Origin of the sequence: Sphingobium sp. TB-6 (assembly GCF_012927365.1) — a bacterium.
Lineage (GTDB): Bacteria > Pseudomonadota > Alphaproteobacteria > Sphingomonadales > Sphingomonadaceae > Sphingobium.
This window is the reverse complement of sequence record NZ_JABBGL010000033.1, coordinates 11,255-27,325: the sequence shown is the minus strand read 5'-3', so window position 1 is coordinate 27,325 and position 16,071 is coordinate 11,255. Positions and strand designations below refer to the sequence as shown.

Here is a 16,071-nt window from a genome sequence, read left to right as displayed (position 1 = left end):
CAGCGGCCCTCCATCGTCATCCCCGCCAAGGGGGCGACATCATCTCGGAATCAGGGGGCGAGTAATTCTCGGAACAGGGGGGCGGCATCATTTCGGAATGAGGGGGCGGTTTCCCTCGGAATCAGCAGATTGCCATCCTTGTCGCACGCCACACGTTACGACGAAGTGGCCTAAAGCCACTGGCTCATAGAGCCCCGGATGCCGATGAGGTAGTGCAGGGACAGCCGGTAAGTGGCGGGTGTTCTTCGACTGAAGCAGACCCGCCATGATAACAGGAGCCGACTTCAATCGACGGTGAACGCCGCTTCCGTCTTAGATCTTATTTCATCTAGAGTGATACCCGGTGCCATTGCCCTCAATCTGAAGGGACATGATCCGCGCTCGGGACGTTCGAAGACCGCCAGATCGGTGATGATCATGTCGACCACGTCCGCTCCGGTAAGTGGAAGACTACACTCATTGCGAAACTTGGGTTCTCCGCCTTTCGAGACATGGTCCATCAGGACGATGATCCGCGCCACGCCAGCGACAAGATCCATCGCGCCGCCCATGCCTTTCACCATCTTACCAGGGATGGTCCAGTTGGCGAGATCGCCATTCTGGGCAACCTCAAGGGCGCCCAGAATAGACAAGTCGACGTGACCTCCGCGGATCATGGCAAAGCTCTCGGCGGAGTTGACGTAGGATGCGCCGGGAAGTGCGGTAACCGTTTGCTTGCCGGCGTTGATCAGGTCCGCATCGACCTCATCCTCAAGCGGGAATGGGCCTACGCCTAACATACCGTTTTCGGATTGAAAGGTCACTTCAATGCCTTCTGCTAGAAAATTCGGCACCAGGGTAGGCACACCGATGCCTAGATTGACATAGTCGCCGTCCTTGAGTTCGCGCGCAGCCCGAGCGGCAATGTCGTTACGAGTCCAGGCCATCAAACCGTCTCCGTCCGGATCGTGCGTTGCTCGATCGGTTTCTCATAATTGGTTCCAACGAGTATCCGATCGACATAGATGCCGGGCGTATGCACATGGTCCGGGTCAATCTCTCCCGCAGGCACGAGCTCCTCCACCTCCACAAGCGTTATCTTGGCTGCCGTGGCTGCTATCGGGTTGAAGTTTCGAGCTGTCTTCCGGAATATCAGATTGCCCTTGGTGTCCGCCTTCCAGGCCTTTACCAGCGCCACATCGGCAAACAGGCTTGTCTCCATGATGTACCGCTCGCCATTGAAGCTCCGCTCTTCCTTGCCGTCGGCGACGAGTGTACCCACGCCCGTCTTGGTAAAAAAGGCTGGTATTCCAGCGCCTCCGGCCCGGATGCGTTCGGCCAGCGTGCCTTGGGGATTGAATTCCAGCTCAAGTTCTCCGGCAAGATGTTGCCGTGCAAACTCCTTGTTCTCGCCGACATAGGAGCTGATCATCTTCTTGATCTGGCGGGTCTGGAGAAGCAGGCCCAGTCCAAAATCGTCCACACCGGCATTGTTCGAGATCACCGTCAATTCGCGCACGCCTGAATCCCGCGCGCCAAGGATCAGCTTTTCCGGAATTCCACAGAGGCCAAATCCCCCTGCTACGACGGTCATCCCGTCGAATAAAAGGCCATCAACGGCGGCTCGGGCGCTCTCAACGATCTTTGGCAATATCCTGTCCTTGCAATCGGGAATAATGTCGGCCGGCGTCATGCTGCTTCGTCGGTCCCCTTCCCCAAGATCCTGTGCATATTCTGACACTACCCGTTTCGCAGTCCCTCTTAGGCGGGACGGCCACAGTCGCGTTCGCCGGTCCCCCGCTGGGGGGATAGAGGGGCCGAAGGGCAAGAGTATAAGTTTGTGACGAAATAGGACGAGGAAGGTTGTACATGACCCTGGAAACCCCTGAACGCATCCAATCGATGTGGGAAGCGGCGAGCATGCAAATGCGTGAACGTCGATATCCGGACGATTTTCCTGCGCTGCCGGATATTCCTGCGGCCCGCTATACCAGCGAAGCATTTTATGAGCTCGAGAAGAAACATCTTTGGTCCAGGACATGGCTCTTCGTTGGTTTGGCGCACGAGTTTGACGAACCGGGAAGCTATCGGACCTACACGCTCAACGAGGCCCCGGTAGTCGTCCTGCGAGGGCGGGATGGTGAGTTGCGGGCGTTCCACAATGTCTGCCAACATCGTGGTTCGCTTCTCATGAAGGACGAGGGAGGTGTCGCACGGAACATGCGATGCCTTTATCACTGCTGGACCTACGACCTTGAGGGCAAGCTGATCTTCGTTCCTGACGAACATTATTTTTCGGGCTTGGACAAGGCGGAGCGTGGACTCAAGCCGATCCGCTGCGAACAGTTCGGAAGCCTGGTTTTCGTGAATTTTGACGAGGCGGCGGAGCCATTAATCGATTTTCTGACGGATATCCCGGCACTTTGGTCGGATATTCCGCTTGATGACTTGCGGTTGTTTGATCGCTTCAGCTTTGAAGTAGATTGCAACTGGAAATGCCTTCAGGACAATTTTGCTGAAAATTATCACGCTAAATATGTGCACGAGCACACAATCGATAAGGTGATCGATTCGAAGACCTCGGCGCTGCAGATGATCCGTGGTGGACATAACGCGATTGTCATCAAGTCGCGCGGTGAGCTGACCAGCGGGATGGGTGCTGCTTTCTTTAAATCGGAAAGCGATACAGCGGAAGAGCAAGAAAGTAAGCTCGCCGAGATATCGCGCAGCGGCCAGCGCAGCTATAATATATTTCCCAACGGCACGTTTCCCATCGCCGAGTATCTGTTTCCGATTGTGATGGTCTGGCCGATCGGTACGGGGCGCTGCAAGGTTGAGGTATCATTCGTTAAAACGGGCGACGGGCCGGCGAATGAGCAACTGGACAAGGATACGCTGACCTTCTTCAAAAGCTTTATCGGAGAAGATCTGGATGCCTTGGCCGGCATGCACAAGGCTTTGGCCCACGGTGGCATCGATTCGATACCACTCTGCTGGTCGGAGCAGTTCATCTACAACCATGAACAACATATCGACACGGTAATCGGTCGCGAGAATATTCCGGCGGAGCTGTCGGTCGTGGAAGTCAAACTTCCTTACGCGCACGCTTAGGCTGTTTGCCCGGTCGCTCCAATCTGTGGGCTGGCCGGGCCGAAGGCTTTGCAGGGTGTCCGGTCACGTACAGGACTTCAATGTTTATCAATGTTGCGGCGGTCTCACGGCGCGCAAGATCCTGCAGAACAAGCTCCACGATATCGATCTCTGCCTGCGCGGCATCTTGCGTGGCTTTGGCCTCAAGGTCGGCAAGACAACGCCGCGCACCTTCGCCGCACGCATATGCGAGCTGGTCGAAGGCCATCCGACTCTCGTGGGGATCGCGTCCTCGCTTTTGAGAGCGCGGGAGGCACTGGCGAGTGAGTTTGCCGGCTTCGAGCGCCTTTTGCGCGCCATGGCACGGCAGAATATGGACGCGCGTCGATTGATGTCCACGCCGGGCGTGGGCGTGTTGGTATCCATGACCTTTGTCGCGGCGATCGATGCTCCGGAACGGTTCCGATCGTCACGGGACGTCGGGCCGCATTTTGGACTGACGCCCAAGAAATATCAATCTGGCGAAACAGATCGAAGTGGCCGTATCTCCAAGGTTGGCGATGTGGGCGTACGAACAGCCCTCTATGAGGCAGCCAATGTCATCCTGACGCGACCGGTCAAGGGTTCGGACCTGAAAAGCTGGGCGCAAGACATCGCGCGACGGGCGGGACCGTACAAGGCCCGTGTCGCGCTTGCCCGCAAGCTCGCCGTCGTGCTCCATCAGATGCTCAAGAACGGCACGACTTTTGTCCCCTACAAAGCTGCCTTGGCGAAGGCGGCATGACGAGGAGGAAATAGCAGACAAAAGCTTCAGGCGGGCAAGCCATCATCCCGCCTGAGCGAAGTCCCCGCCGGGACGATGGACAGGCCAGGCCGCAAGACGGGCAGCAGCACCTCGGTGACTGCGCGTCCCTAGATTGGCCGACCGGTCCTCACCGACCCCATCATGCAGCGGCTCTCACGCCGACTGCGGACAGAAGCACGTGATCGGCGCGGGACGAAGCTCAAAATGGGATTGACACAGGAAGGCCCGTTACAGAAGCCCGTCTTATTCGCCATGAGCCTGCGATCGGGTTGGCGGACGTAGAGTAAGTTGCTGATCTGGAATAGAGAACGGGTGCTTACGCCATCCCACTACACCGGACAGAAAGTGCCACGCCCGCCATGGCAGATGATAGCGCGCCACGTTTTTCATTCCCAGCGATTTGCCGCAAGAAAGTGACCGCCGCCTTCGATGGCGGGAGGCTGACATCCGATGGTGGCGTGCTGCTGCTGGCGCAGGCGGAGCGACAACTCGGCCTCGCGGATCGCCTTGCCGCCTGCATTGCCGACCCTCGCAACCAAAGTCGTGTCGTCCACGACCTGGGCGACATCCTGCGCGCTCGCATGCTGGCGATTGCCTGCGGCTATGAAGACGCCGATGATCTCGACACCTTGCGTCACGATCCCGGCCGCCGCCGCGCTGAAAAACGCCGAGTTCATCACCATCCGCCTCAGGCTCATCAAGGTCGCCGCCCGCGTCGTCGAGACCGCCAGCCGTATCCGCATCGCCTTCGCCAGCGCTTGCCCGAACGCCGTGCTCTACCGCGACCTCGCTGTCGCACTCCGCACCGCCAGCCCCTGAACGGCGCGGCTGTGCCCGCCATCAAGCCCCGCAACCCTCAACCCCAAGCCTTGGAAAGCCGCGATGAAACAGGCGCCAGAATCCCGCACGTCTGTCTCAACCCGCTTGCCCACAATCCTACACCCGCAACGCCGTCCCACGATGCCTCATGAATAAGAACGGCTAGAGCGTGGGCCTGTCGACCGGGCATGACCATACCATATTGCGCGGCGATCCGGCGACCCGCAGCTTTTCCGTACTGTATCTGAAGGGCGGCAAGCTGATCGCGCTCGATTGCGTTAACATGGTCAAGGACTATGTGCAGGGCCGCGCCCATGTGCTGTCCGGCGCGGCGCTGGATCAGGCCCAACTGACCGATGCGTCAGCGCCTCTTAAGGAAGTACAGTCAACCTAAACAACCAATATCAAGATAATTTAACATAATTCTTATTATCGCACAACTTGCCGCGCGCAAAATGTGACTTTTGATTGCCCACTATATACGATTTTATACTTTAGATAAAGCCGCGCTTATCGTCGGCGCGGAGCACCGAGGATTGCAGTTCCTGCTCAGAAAGCCCGCTTAATGTCTCCGATAACACAGAGGCCGCCATGGCGCTCATCCAAACGGACGCCATTGCCGTCAAATCGAGGGCTTGGCAGCGAGCCATATTCAGGCAGTCGCTTTCTCGGCTTTCAGCCTCTCGCGCATTTCTTTGCCGGGCTTGAAAAATGGCACGCGCTTCGCCGTCACGGCGACCTCTTCGCCCGTCGAAGGGTTTCGTCCGATGCGCGCTTCCCGCGCTCGGGTCGTGGATGAACCAAATCTACGCAGTTCGACCCGGCCACCCGTCGATAAGCTGTCCACAATCTGCTCGAAAAAGAGATCGACAATCTTCTCGACGACCTCCGGCGGGAGCGCCGGATTTTCCCCAGCCACTTTTGTCGTCAAATCCGAACGGATCACCTGCGTCCCCCTTTGTTTACCTACCGTTCCAATCTTTGCCAGAAAGGCGAGGCGCCATTCAATCCTTATTGGCGGCGTTGTTTTGATGGTCAGACGACGTCACCCCCATCCCATTTTGCCAATGATGATGCGAGCTAGCGCTCAGCCCATGCTGCTGCGCGCGGGGGAACACCAAGGGCGCTGCCCTTTCGTTCCCGAACAAAAATAGCCCGCCCGTGTAATCCGCCAACCCCGGTGCCCGGCGCCGATGGGCGCCTACCAGGCTAAGCGGCTCGCCCGCGCCAGCGATCGATTTTTGCTCCCCTCCCCATCCCGTTCCTCGCCGGAACAGCAGGGCCGTGAGGCCGTGGCCTTTTCGGCCTGCAATGGAGGAGCAGAATATGAGCATCGAATTGACCGACGACCAGAAGGTTGAGCGCATCCGCACGCTGAACGACCTGGCGCGGCAGAAGCCCGGTGTGGCCGGTCGCGCCGTCATGACGGCCGGCTTTGCAGCGCTGGAGGATCTGGATCGCCACGCCGCCGTCACCGCGATCATGGCTTTCAACCAGTTTGACGAGGGCAATGATCCCCACGGGGAGCATGATTTCGGCGCTATCTATCGCCTTCCTTCCGGCGAATGGGTGCAGCGTCGGCCGGAGGACAAGAAGACGATCCGAGAAACCGTCTTCTGGAAAATCGACAGCTATGACAAGGCGTTGGAGTTCGGCAGTGAGGCACCCTGGGATGCCGAGCAGACCACGCGGGTGCTGACCATCTTGCTCGCCAGCGAATATTAAATCGCCGCCGCCCCGCGCAGCGGGGCGGCGGATGCCCCCTCAGGGCGATCGTGATTCATTGTCATTTCACTCCATTTTGGATAGTTATGGTGGCGATGAGCTTTACCAAGTTTCACTTTGATATCGAGGCGATCCGGGCGCAGGTCAGGACGATGGATTTCGTTCGCGGGACGCCCGATGAGGTCGCACAGTGGCGGCTCGACGAGCAGGAATCGCGCGCCAATCTTGCCATCACCGGCACAGGCCTGGCTGCCAATGAGGCGGCGCTTTTCGATATGCTGATGGACGAAGCCGTCCCGCCCGCCCTCGTCACCCAGATTGTCGCGGGCCTCCTTCGCCGCGGCATCGCCGCCTCTGCCGCTTGATCCTGCCTTGACCACGGATCACGACCCCACTTTCTATCCCGGTTCGACCACGCTCCAGAACCGTCTGGAGTTGCGGGACGAGCGGGCCCTGGCACAGGCCGAGCGCCTTTTGACCCATGCGCGCGGCCATGAGGCCGCGCGCATGACGTTTTCGCCGGACGCTGACGGTTACCGGGCGCGCCACAAGCATCTCTTTGGGGACCTCTATGATTGGGCGGGCCAGGACCGCACCGTCAATATCGGCGAGACCGGCGGCCTGTTCACCCACGCCCCCTATGTCGCGGGCGCGCTGTCAGCGGCGTTTCAGGATCTCGCCCGCCATGATCGGCTTCAAGGTTTGGCGCCCGAGGATTTCTTCGACCGCCTGGGCCACCATCTGGGCGAGCTGCATGCCATCCACCCTTTCCGCGCGGGCAATGCGCGCACGCTGCGCCACCATGCAGCGCAGCTGGCACGCGACGCCGGGCACCCAATCCGCATCGCGAGCATCGACAAGCAGGCCTGGGGCGAGGCCTCTCGCCATGGGTTATTGACCGGCGATCATCGTCTGTTCAGCGCGACCCTTGCGGCCGCCGCCGTCGATCCCGGCGCTCCTCTTCTCCCGCGAACCGGGCCAGGCGGCATCGCCTTTCTGCCGCCCCGCGATCCGCCGACCGGCCAGCGCTACCGCTTGCCCCTCGCAAAAGTCCGGGAAGAGCTGGATCACTATCTGCCGGCGGCGCGCGCCGAAGCGGCCGATCGACTGAAGAAGCTGGTGCAGGGCGGAGAGGCTGAAGCGCGAATTTCGGCCGCCCGCGTCGAACTTGCCTATGTGCGACATGCCAAGGGACCACTCTATCAGACGCAATTACTCTCGCACCTTGGCCAGAGGGAGGTCGATGCCGTCATCACGGCGCAGCAGACGCCCTTGGAGCGGGTGCGCGAGATCGGCGCGGCCCTGGCGGCGCGGATCAATACCCAGCAGCCTGCGCAAGTCTTGCGGACCGTTCGATCCCTCGAACGGCCCATCCTTCCTTCTGCCCAGTCTCCTGCGCAGGAGCGCCTCGCCGACCTGTTTCTGAAAAACACGCCCGAGCAGAACAAGGCGGACCCCCGCTTTCTGGGAGCAGAGGCGCTATTGGAGCGGGTGCAGCAAGCATCCCGCGCCAAGGGGGATGGTACCCGTCTCGTGGAAGGCGCGACCGATGCAGCGCGCACGGCGATCGCGGCCAATATGCGCGCAGGCAGACCTTTCGATGAGGGGATTGTCCTTGGCTCCTCCAAGCCATCCCGACGTCCGGCGCCGGACCGGGGCCGCAGCCGCTGAGATAAAGTAAAGCCAAGGATGTGTCGGGTGCGGCCTGCGGCCCGGCTCTATTTCGCTGCGCTCAACCGAACCCGCGATGCGGTTTCGGCCCTCCGGTGACGCCCCTCGCACGAAGCGGCGGCCGCCGAGCGGCCATGCTCTTCTTCTCGTCAAGGGAGGTGGCCTCCTCCCTTCCCGGCAAGGGCTGGACCGTCTCGCTCCGCTCGCTTGGTGGTTGGCGGGGTATCCCCAGCTTTCCGCGCTGCGCTTGTGCAAGCCGGGTGATGCCCCTCCCCGCCAACCAGCCCTGACATTGCCGGTTCAACCCTCCCGCCTTCGCCAGTTGGCAGAAGTCGATGGCGCCATCGCCTTCGGCTTCAGATTGGAAGGGAAAATCCCATGGCACGGAACAACAAGACGGCTCGCAGCAATGTTGAACGCGCAGACATCTATCAGGAGGTCACGGATCAGATCATCGCTCTACTGGAACAGGGTGTGCGTCCATGGTCGCCAAGCTGGGCAAGCGGCTCCGCCAGCCTGCCGCTGCGCACCTGCGGCGCCCATTATCAGGGCATCAACATCCTGCTCTTGTGGGCGCAGAGCATGGCGCGCGGCTACGCCAATCCCACTTGGATGACCTTCAAGAAAGCCTTGGAACTGGGCGGCAATGTCAAGAAGGGCGAACGCGGCACCCGCATCGTCTATGCCGGATCGATCGCCCGAAAGGGTGAGGATGGTCAGGCGAACGAGGAGGATAAGGAACGGCGCATTTCCTTCCTGAAGCGATTTACAGTGTTCAATCGTGAGCAAATTGAAGGTCTCCCCGGAGAGCTTTTTCCGACCCCTGCCCCCGTCATACAGAACCGCGACAGCCGCGATCCGCATCTGGATTCCGTCTTTTCCGCGCTGGGCGTGAAGATCATGGAGAAGGATGGCGGCGCCTTCTACAGCCCAGCCACCGACACCATCACCATGCCCCGGTTCGAGAGTTTCACCAGCGGCAACGCCTATTATGCCACGCTGGCGCATGAATGTGCCCATGCGGTTGGCAGTATCGGCCGATTGAACCGGGAAACCCTGCAAAAATATGGGACCAGCATCGCGATGCGCGCGAAGGAAGAGGCGGTAGCCGAGATTTCTGCATCGTTCGTCTGCGCAGCTTTGGGCATGGAACCCACCGAACGCGAGGATCATGCCGCCTACCTTGCGAGTTGGCTCACCGTCCTTCGCGGAGACAAACGCGCCATTTTTCAGGCCGCTACCGCAGCACAGGCCGCCAGCGATTTCATTCTCGCGGCCGCCGAAACCGCCGCAGGCCAGCAGGCCGCTTGAGCATCCCGGGCGGCCCTCAGGTCGCCCTCCCCTCTGGCAGCAGGGTTGCCATCATGACCAACAAGTCCCCCATCATCGGCCTTGATTGGCGCGACGAGAATTACGGGCCGGTCCACGCCGTGACCGCCTTCCACACCTCCTCCGACACGATCGATTGGAGCGACCGTATCCGCGCGCGATTCTGGGCGTGCGTGAAACGAGCGGGCTTTGCATTTCACGACGGGCGATGCGCCTATATCGCGACGACCGGCGAGCAAGCCGCGCGAGAGAAAGCCCTTTGCGACGAACTGGCAAACGCTGGCTTCCAGATCATCAGGGGCGATGTTCGCGCCCTCCCGTGATGGAGGGCCCGACCCGGCGACAGGGAAGCGCCGCTGTCACGGCGCAGCCTTGTCGCTGATCGGTCAAATGTTTCTCGCGGCACACAGCGCGGCACACAGCGCTATACATCGCGTATTGACTGCGGGAACCAATCTCGCTGGAACCCGAAAAATCGCCGCGCCCCCCGCAGGCGGGCGGCGCGGCTTCGACACCCCTTTGAAAACAGCCACCGACTATGGCAGGTCAGTGGTGCACGAGACGCGACACGTTTGGCAGGATGGGCGCAGATGACAGATTCACCGCAACGCCGGCCCGTCATCCGAGCCGTGAGCTTTGACGATGCCGGCGCTGCGATCGGACGTTTGCTCGAGATCGCGTTGCCCCCGACCCGCGCGGCAGAAACCGGCGCATCATCGAAGATCGCTGACTTTTTGTTGGCCTGGTGGGATGGCCTGGACTGCGGCCATTTTCCTATCCTGCACCTTTGCAATGTCGATGCGATCATCGCGGAGGATATGCTGACGATCATGGCCTATCTGGCCCAGCAATCCACCGTCTATGCCGACGCCTGGGGATATAACGACGCGATGGGCGTACTTTGGGAGCGATACCGCGCCCCGGCATGATCGGCCATTGATGCAGCAGCCGCTTCGCCTGATGCGCTGAGCCGCCAGAAGCTCCATCCCATCCATCATTCACCAACGGACTGACGCGCGGTTGCGCGGCATGGCCTGCTGTCCTGCTGGCCTTCCCTGAGGAAGGCCACACAGACGGGGAACACCAAGGGACCCTGCCCTTTCGTTCCCGAACAAAAATCGACCGCCCGTGTAATCCGCCAACCCCGGAGCCCGCCGCCCTGTGGGCGGCGACCAGGCTAGGCGGCTCGCCCGCGCCAGCGGTCGATTTTTGCCCTCCCTCCCCATCCCGCTCCTCGCCGGAGCAGCAGAGCCGCATGCCGCAGAGCAAGCGGCTTTCAGCCAGAGAAAGGAGTGAGAACAATGCCTTCCAGACGATATCAGGGCGATCCCTACTGGAAACGCGCCAAGGTTGACGGGGTCTGCACCAGCGGCACCCCCTACAAGAAAGGCGACCGGGTTTTCTTCTACCCGCTTACCGGCGCGACCTTCGCCGGAGACGCCGCGCAGCGCGCATCGGCCGAGTTCGATGACCTGTCTGCCTTGGAGGACTGACCCTCCCCTCCCCCGCACATTGTCAAGATTTCAGGAGTTTCCATCATGGCTATCATTACCCCCAAGCTGTCGCAGCTTCGCCTTTCCCCCCTCAATATCCGCCGCGTGAAGCCATCGGCCATCAACGCCATGGCCGACGATATCGCCGCTCACGGCCTGTTGCAGAACCTCATTGCCTATGAAGAGGATGACCTGTTCTGGGTGTTTGCAGGCGGTCGTCGCTATCGCGGCCTTAAGGAATTGGTGAAGCGCAAGAAGATCAGCAACAGTGACATCTTCCCCGTTGAGCTTCGGACCAAAGAAGAAGCTATCGAGCTTTCCTACGCGGAAAATGCCGGAAGGGAGGCACTCCACAGTGCCGATGCTATTAGATTTTTCGCAGCAATGCGCGATAGCGGCATGTCGGCGTCGGAGACTGCGGGCCGCTTCGGCTATGCTGACAGCTACGTCTCGCGTATGCTACGCCTTTCCGCGCTCAATCCCAAGCTGATCGACATTCTCGCCAAGGATCAGCTGACCCTTGATGCGGCCAAAGCCCTCACCTTGTCCGACGATCATGCCGAACAGCTTCGGGTGTTCAAGGCTTCGCATGGGCAGGCGCACCGGATCAGGGCGATGCTCACCGAGGAAAAGCTCACCACCCAGAGCGGGCCATTCCTCTTTGTGGGTCGAGAGGCCTATGTCGAACAGGGCGGCACGATCACGCCCGATCTATTTGCGCAGGGCGACGGCGGCTATGCCGACCAGCCCGAATTGATCGAAGGTTTGGCGCAAGCCAAGCTGGACGCACTGGCCGAAGAATATCAGGCAAGCGGCTGGTTTGAAGTGACCGCCACCTTCGACCAGCCCTATGATCTCTACAACAAGGGCTATCTCTATCCCGTCGAACGGGAACCCAGCGACCTTGAAGCCGAACGCATGGCCGAACTGGACACGCAGATCGAGGCCATCGCGGAAGAAGAGGGCGAGGATAGTGAACGGATCACGCCGCTGATCGACGAGCGGGACGCTATCACGGCAGCATTGCGCTCCTACAATGGCGAGCAGAAAGCGGTCGGCGGCATCGCGCTGTGGATTTCGCGGGATGGGACGCTGGGCCAGCGCATCTATCGGGCCAAGGCCGAAAAGAAGGTCAAGGCGACGGGCGTCGCGGGTGGCCCTGCCCCGCTTTATCCCAATAGCCTCTATGCCGATCTCACCCGGATCAAGACCCAGATCGTGCAGGAGGCGGTGGCGGCAAACCCCGCACTCGCGCTCGATATTCTGCTGGACTCGTTGGCCGGTCAGCTTCTCCATGGCGCCTATGATTATCATCTGGCCCTTGAATTGAAGGCGGACAGGGTCAAAACCGACGTACCCGACGAGATGATGGCAGCGAGCGATGTCCAGCCGGTTGAGGAAATGATGGCAGCGCGCTTTGCCTCCCTGCCGACCGAGGGACGGTTCGACGCGATCCGGCGGATGGCCACCGAGGACAAGATGAGCCTGTTGGGTGGTTTGGTCGCGATGATGGTGGACGGCACCGTCTTTGCCGGTGGCATGCTGTCGTCGCGTCACCACCAGTTCGAACAGATCGCCAAGGCCAGCGCGGTCGATATCGCGGAGCGCTGGTCGGCACCCATTGGCCTGTTCGACCGGATGAAGCGGGCATCACTGGTTAGCCTGCTGCGGCAGGAAGTGGGTGATGCCAGCGCCGACAATTGCGCGACCATCAAGAAGAAGGCCGACCTTGCCGTCAATGTGTCGGGACGTCTCCCAGCCCAGTGGCTCCCTGAGCCGATGCGGATCGGCGCTTTCGACCAGCCCGAAAAGCCTGAGAGCCATGAGGCAGAGGCCATGGACGACATGGACATCAATGAGGATGCTGACGAACTGGCCTGAATGTTTGGGGGGCGACGCAAGTCGTCCCCCTTCCCTGCTTCCGGGCGCGATGCGCTCATGCGCATCGCCGCGCCGTTGATTCCGGCGCGGGCGCCGCGCTCCCAAGGTCGCGCGGCGCCAGACCGGTCAAGTGCACCGTAGGACCACCGTAACTGTATTTTGAAACGAGCTGGAGCCGGTGCTCCGGCTTTTTTTCGTACAGCGGCGCACGCCCAATCGCGTGAATTCGGCTTATTCTCCAGCATGTTGGCCTTACTCATTCTTTCTGCTATCGTGGCGAGGTGCTGCGTAAAGGGTGGCTCCGGGACTGGTAATCCCGATCCGAAAAAAATAGCCCGAGAACTTATCGTTTTCGGGGTGCTGTCGTATATGTCCAGGCTTTCGGGCTAAAAACGGCGGCGCATGTCTTCGGATCATGTTACCAGCCCCGGGGCTCCCGCGCTCAGCGCGCGGGAGTTCGGGACCGTACCGCATCCGCCCCAACACTTCCGCCTGACCCGCATGGATGCGGACCGGAGGTGCATATGGGTAAGACCGCTCCTGTCACATCGCGCCGCGCCTTGTTGCGCGCGCTGACCGCCACGCCGATTGCCGTTTCCACCGCCATCGCTTCGCCCTGGGACGAGGCATTGGCGGCACTCCACCAGCATTATGACGATGAACCCACCTCGCCCCTGCGAAGCCGGGCAGGACGCAAGCTGAGCCGCGTGCGCTACCACCGGGCCGAGTCCTTCCTTCCAGACCGGCACCCGAGGCTGGATCAGGACTGGCCGCAATTTCTCTATCGCGCCGGGATCGCCGCCCAGCTGGGGCTTTCCTCGCATTTGCTGGATATCGGCTTTCCCGACCCATGGTGTGCTCGCCATATCCGCCTGCATGTCGCCAAATCGCTGACCTACGCCAATGCCACCGGCCTGGGTCATGACTGTCCCGACATGGCCCGGCTGGCGGTGGTTCTCGACCCCTATTGGAAGTGGAACCAGCCCCGTCTCTTTGGAGAGCCCGAACCCGATGATGGCGGCTTCACCGTTGAGCAGGTCCGCCCGCTGCTACGCGCCCTGCTCGACAGGGTCCATGAGGTGACCGGGCATCCCCGCCCCCCAGGCTGGCGTCGCGGGCAAAAGGAGGGTCGGTCATGATGCGCGGCACTGGCATCGACCAGCTGCCCAGGCCAGTGCGACAGGAGCTTCGCACGGTCACGGCCCTGCTGTTCGAGGCGTTTGCCCAAACCCTCAAAGGCAGATTGTCCGAGCAATACAGGACCGGACACATCGTCAAGCTGATCCTCCATGGTCCCCCTGCCCGGATCGTCCCATGGCATGGAGGAGCGGGAGATCCCCTCCCGCTGTGGGCGATCGTCAATCATCCCAAGCTCGTGCGCAGGAAGCAGGACTGGCATCTGGTCCGCGACCGTCTGCGCCGCGCATGGGAGTTTGGTGAGATTGCCCGCCCGGTACGGCTGACCGTCCACAGCCTGCAGCAGGTCAACAGCGCCCTGGCCGAAGGCATACCGGATTTCGTCACCATGGCGAGCGAGGGCATCTCGCTTTATGAGATGGAGGGATTCCGGTTCGCGTCGCCGCGGCTGTTGCCGCCATCGGAACGGCATGCGCGGGCACAGGTCGAATTCGCGCGCTGGTACAAGCGGGCGAGTGACTTCCTGACCGGCGCCGCTTTCTACCGGAACGAAGCCAACAACCCGATGACGGCGCTGTTGCTGCACCAGGCCTGCGAGCATCTCTACCAGTGCGTGAGCTGGACGCTGGCTTTGCATGGACGACGCACCCACGCGCTCGACGAACTGCGCGAGCTGGCAGAATTCCACGATGTGCGCCTGAAGGCGATCTGGCCGGGAGACAGCCGGTTCGAGCGCCGATGCTTCTCCCTTATCCGTCGTGCCTATGTCGAGGCGCGCTATGTGCCCACTTTTGCGATCACCGACGCGGAACTGGCCTGGGCCATGGAACGCGTCATCCAGCTGCGTGGCCTGGTTGGGGAGCTATGCCGGGAACGACTGGCCGCCATGGCTCCAGCGACCTTGTCACGTCACCATCATTGTTCCGCCCAGGGAGGCCAACATGTACAGCTATGAAGAGCAATGGCTGGCCGGGATGGACGGCCTCCCCGCGCTGCCGCGCATTCTGTTCCGGCTTCACAATTTTTACGATGTCGAGCCAGCAGCGATGGCAGAGGGGCTGGCCACCGACAAGACCAGCATCGCGCTCTGCCTCGCCGAAGCACGGACCATGATCCATGCCCGTTGCGCATTCGACGTACCGGAGCGCATGCCAGCTGACGCAGGCGGTCTTGCCATCGCAGCCCTGGAACGGCAATTGCGCCGCCAACATCGCGACTGGGCCGAGCAGACCCTTGCCGAGAGCGGCTATAGCGGCGCTATCCTGTGGCCTGAACCGTCCGAGCCTATCGAGGCCGATCACGACGCGGTCGCCGCGCTCATTGTCGCGACCTTGCCGTCCCAGCTGCGCAGGGCGGTCGAACGGTCGCGCCGTCGCGGAACCGCCACGGCCAATCTTTGGCGGCATATACCGCTTTGGCGCAGCATAGTGCGCCGGCGGCTGGATCGGGTGCGGCGGGAGATATCCTATTCCGGCTGGCGGCGCTTCGACGAATGGCTGGCCGATAGGATCGCGCCAGACCGTCACTATCCGCACGGCTATCCCACGCCTAAGGTTCGCCGCCGCCCCTTGCCGGATGAAGAGGGCTATCATCCCGCCCCGGACCTCAACGCCGCGCCGCTGACCGAAAGGCAGAAACTGATGCAGGCACGACTGGCTAACCTGCCGCCGCTCACCCATGACGCCTGGCTCCTTTTCATCCGCCATGGACGCACCGATGAGGAAATCGCGGAACGGCTGGGCATCAGCGCACGTGCCGCCCGGCGACGGATCGACAGGGCAATGCGATATGTGTGCGGCTGGCGCACTTCATCGCTGGCATTCCGACTGCAGTTCAACATTCAGCGACGGTGGGTGTGGCGGCGGCGGCAGTTCTCCAGGCGGTCACAAACGGAGGTCTTGGAAGAAAATTACCCCGGTCGCATGCCAGGCAGAGGCGAAACCGGGGTGTCCGAGGGCAACAATAATAAAGGGCCGACCGTTTTTGAAGTGCCTGAGATCGCTGATGCCCAGGCCCGATGATATCGAAGCTGCTCTCCACGTTGCCGCGGTTGACCGACGCGAACAAGGACGACTCCAGGGGTTCAGCTGGGACGGCGCGGATCTTTCTGTCCATAGTGCGGGCGCGGTGGAAAGCAGCTAT

At 61.2% G+C, this 16,071-nt stretch carries 17 protein-coding genes and 2 pseudogenes; 16 read left to right on the top strand and 3 right to left on the bottom strand.

Annotated elements, in window-relative coordinates; translation table 11 throughout:
- Positions 1-284: 284 nt before the first annotated feature.
- Complete coding sequence (locus HHL26_RS23400) at positions 285-926, bottom strand: CoA transferase subunit B (RefSeq protein WP_169576877.1); 642 nt, start codon at positions 924-926, stop codon at positions 285-287.
- Complete coding sequence (locus tag HHL26_RS23395; RefSeq protein ID WP_206377606.1) at positions 926-1,672, bottom strand: CoA transferase subunit A; 747 nt, start codon at positions 1,670-1,672, stop codon at positions 926-928. Before HHL26_RS23395 ends, HHL26_RS23400 begins: the two co-directional genes overlap by 1 nt.
- 176 nt (positions 1,673-1,848) lie before the next feature.
- Between HHL26_RS23395 and HHL26_RS23390 the strand changes: the two genes are divergently transcribed.
- The 5 genes and pseudogenes from HHL26_RS23390 to HHL26_RS23370 all read left to right on the top strand — a co-directional run.
- Positions 1,849-3,090, top strand: coding sequence for an aromatic ring-hydroxylating dioxygenase subunit alpha (locus HHL26_RS23390; RefSeq protein ID WP_066564598.1), 1,242 nt, complete (start codon positions 1,849-1,851; stop codon positions 3,088-3,090).
- A 25-nt stretch (positions 3,091-3,115) separates the two neighbouring features.
- Entirely contained in the window at positions 3,116-3,853 is a 738-nt protein-coding gene (locus tag HHL26_RS23385) for an IS110 family transposase (RefSeq protein ID WP_346765630.1), read from the top strand.
- A gap of 380 nt (positions 3,854-4,233) precedes the next feature.
- Positions 4,234-4,518, top strand: a pseudogene (locus HHL26_RS23380) (transposase); the annotation flags it as partial.
- Entirely contained in the window at positions 4,478-4,693 is a 216-nt protein-coding gene (locus HHL26_RS23375; RefSeq protein ID WP_346765629.1) for a transposase, read from the top strand. The pseudogene HHL26_RS23380 and the gene HHL26_RS23375, both read left to right, overlap by 41 nt.
- A gap of 166 nt (positions 4,694-4,859) precedes the next feature.
- Positions 4,860-5,087, top strand: a pseudogene (locus HHL26_RS23370) (oxidoreductase C-terminal domain-containing protein); the annotation flags it as partial.
- A 258-nt stretch (positions 5,088-5,345) separates the two neighbouring features.
- Here HHL26_RS23370 and HHL26_RS23365 read toward each other — a convergent pair.
- Positions 5,346-5,639: an HU family DNA-binding protein gene (locus tag HHL26_RS23365; protein ID WP_066564483.1), complete on the bottom strand. Its 294-nt coding sequence runs from the start codon at positions 5,637-5,639 to the stop codon at positions 5,346-5,348.
- A gap of 380 nt (positions 5,640-6,019) precedes the next feature.
- On the opposite strand from HHL26_RS23365, the gene HHL26_RS23360 reads away from it, so the two are divergent.
- From HHL26_RS23360 to HHL26_RS23310, 11 genes are all read left to right on the top strand, one after another.
- On the top strand, positions 6,020-6,418 hold the full coding sequence (locus HHL26_RS23360; protein WP_066564769.1) for a DUF3768 domain-containing protein: 399 nt from the start codon (positions 6,020-6,022) through the stop codon (positions 6,416-6,418).
- 95 nt (positions 6,419-6,513) lie between these two features.
- Positions 6,514-6,783, top strand: coding sequence for a hypothetical protein (locus HHL26_RS23355; protein WP_066564767.1), 270 nt, complete (start codon positions 6,514-6,516; stop codon positions 6,781-6,783).
- Positions 6,784-6,790: 7 nt separating this feature from the next.
- On the top strand, positions 6,791-8,089 hold the full coding sequence (locus HHL26_RS23350) for a Fic family protein (RefSeq protein WP_169576875.1): 1,299 nt from the start codon (positions 6,791-6,793) through the stop codon (positions 8,087-8,089).
- 378 nt (positions 8,090-8,467) lie between these two features.
- Positions 8,468-9,400 carry a zincin-like metallopeptidase domain-containing protein gene (locus HHL26_RS23345; RefSeq protein ID WP_066564478.1) on the top strand — a complete coding sequence of 311 codons (933 nt, stop codon included), beginning with the start codon at positions 8,468-8,470 and terminating at the stop codon, positions 9,398-9,400.
- Between the two features lie 53 nt (positions 9,401-9,453).
- Positions 9,454-9,741 carry a hypothetical protein gene (locus tag HHL26_RS23340; protein ID WP_066564477.1) on the top strand — a complete coding sequence of 96 codons (288 nt, stop codon included), beginning with the start codon at positions 9,454-9,456 and terminating at the stop codon, positions 9,739-9,741.
- 267 nt (positions 9,742-10,008) lie between these two features.
- Entirely contained in the window at positions 10,009-10,347 is a 339-nt protein-coding gene (locus HHL26_RS23335; RefSeq protein WP_066564475.1) for a hypothetical protein, read from the top strand.
- A 372-nt stretch (positions 10,348-10,719) separates the two neighbouring features.
- Positions 10,720-10,911, top strand: coding sequence for a hypothetical protein (locus HHL26_RS23330; RefSeq protein ID WP_066564473.1), 192 nt, complete (start codon positions 10,720-10,722; stop codon positions 10,909-10,911).
- 45 nt (positions 10,912-10,956) lie between these two features.
- Complete coding sequence (locus HHL26_RS23325) at positions 10,957-12,792, top strand: ParB/RepB/Spo0J family partition protein (RefSeq protein ID WP_169576874.1); 1,836 nt, start codon at positions 10,957-10,959, stop codon at positions 12,790-12,792.
- A gap of 524 nt (positions 12,793-13,316) precedes the next feature.
- The gene (locus tag HHL26_RS23320) at positions 13,317-13,931 is read left to right on the top strand and encodes a hypothetical protein (RefSeq protein ID WP_066564469.1); all 615 of its coding nucleotides are present in this window, start codon (positions 13,317-13,319) and stop codon (positions 13,929-13,931) included.
- Positions 13,928-14,884: a HEPN domain-containing protein gene (locus tag HHL26_RS23315; protein WP_082749235.1), complete on the top strand. Its 957-nt coding sequence runs from the start codon at positions 13,928-13,930 to the stop codon at positions 14,882-14,884. Before HHL26_RS23320 ends, HHL26_RS23315 begins: the two co-directional genes overlap by 4 nt.
- Positions 14,871-15,950, top strand: a complete 1,080-nt coding sequence (locus HHL26_RS23310) for a sigma factor-like helix-turn-helix DNA-binding protein (RefSeq protein ID WP_066564467.1) — start codon at positions 14,871-14,873, stop codon at positions 15,948-15,950. The genes HHL26_RS23315 and HHL26_RS23310 overlap by 14 nt, the downstream gene beginning before the upstream one ends.
- The last annotated feature ends 121 nt before the right edge of the window (positions 15,951-16,071 follow it).

What these genes read in the sequence shown, in the direction of transcription:
- HHL26_RS23400 (WP_169576877.1), bottom strand. Translation starts at nt 926, where the DNA reads ATGGCCTGGACTCGTAACGACATTGCCGCTCGGGCTGCGCGCGAACTC.
- HHL26_RS23395 (WP_206377606.1), bottom strand. Translation starts at nt 1,672, where the DNA reads ATGACGCCGGCCGACATTATTCCCGATTGCAAGGACAGGATATTGCCA.
- HHL26_RS23390 (WP_066564598.1), top strand. Translation starts at nt 1,849, where the DNA reads ATGACCCTGGAAACCCCTGAACGCATCCAATCGATGTGGGAAGCGGCG.
- HHL26_RS23375 (WP_346765629.1), top strand. Translation starts at nt 4,478, where the DNA reads ATGAAGACGCCGATGATCTCGACACCTTGCGTCACGATCCCGGCCGCC.
- HHL26_RS23360 (WP_066564769.1), top strand. Translation starts at nt 6,020, where the DNA reads ATGAGCATCGAATTGACCGACGACCAGAAGGTTGAGCGCATCCGCACG.
- HHL26_RS23355 (WP_066564767.1), top strand. Translation starts at nt 6,514, where the DNA reads ATGAGCTTTACCAAGTTTCACTTTGATATCGAGGCGATCCGGGCGCAG.
- HHL26_RS23345 (WP_066564478.1), top strand. Translation starts at nt 8,468, where the DNA reads ATGGCACGGAACAACAAGACGGCTCGCAGCAATGTTGAACGCGCAGAC.
- HHL26_RS23340 (WP_066564477.1), top strand. Translation starts at nt 9,454, where the DNA reads ATGACCAACAAGTCCCCCATCATCGGCCTTGATTGGCGCGACGAGAAT.
- HHL26_RS23335 (WP_066564475.1), top strand. Translation starts at nt 10,009, where the DNA reads ATGACAGATTCACCGCAACGCCGGCCCGTCATCCGAGCCGTGAGCTTT.
- HHL26_RS23330 (WP_066564473.1), top strand. Translation starts at nt 10,720, where the DNA reads ATGCCTTCCAGACGATATCAGGGCGATCCCTACTGGAAACGCGCCAAG.
- HHL26_RS23325 (WP_169576874.1), top strand. Translation starts at nt 10,957, where the DNA reads ATGGCTATCATTACCCCCAAGCTGTCGCAGCTTCGCCTTTCCCCCCTC.
- HHL26_RS23320 (WP_066564469.1), top strand. Translation starts at nt 13,317, where the DNA reads ATGGGTAAGACCGCTCCTGTCACATCGCGCCGCGCCTTGTTGCGCGCG.
- HHL26_RS23315 (WP_082749235.1), top strand. Translation starts at nt 13,928, where the DNA reads ATGATGCGCGGCACTGGCATCGACCAGCTGCCCAGGCCAGTGCGACAG.
- HHL26_RS23310 (WP_066564467.1), top strand. Translation starts at nt 14,871, where the DNA reads ATGTACAGCTATGAAGAGCAATGGCTGGCCGGGATGGACGGCCTCCCC.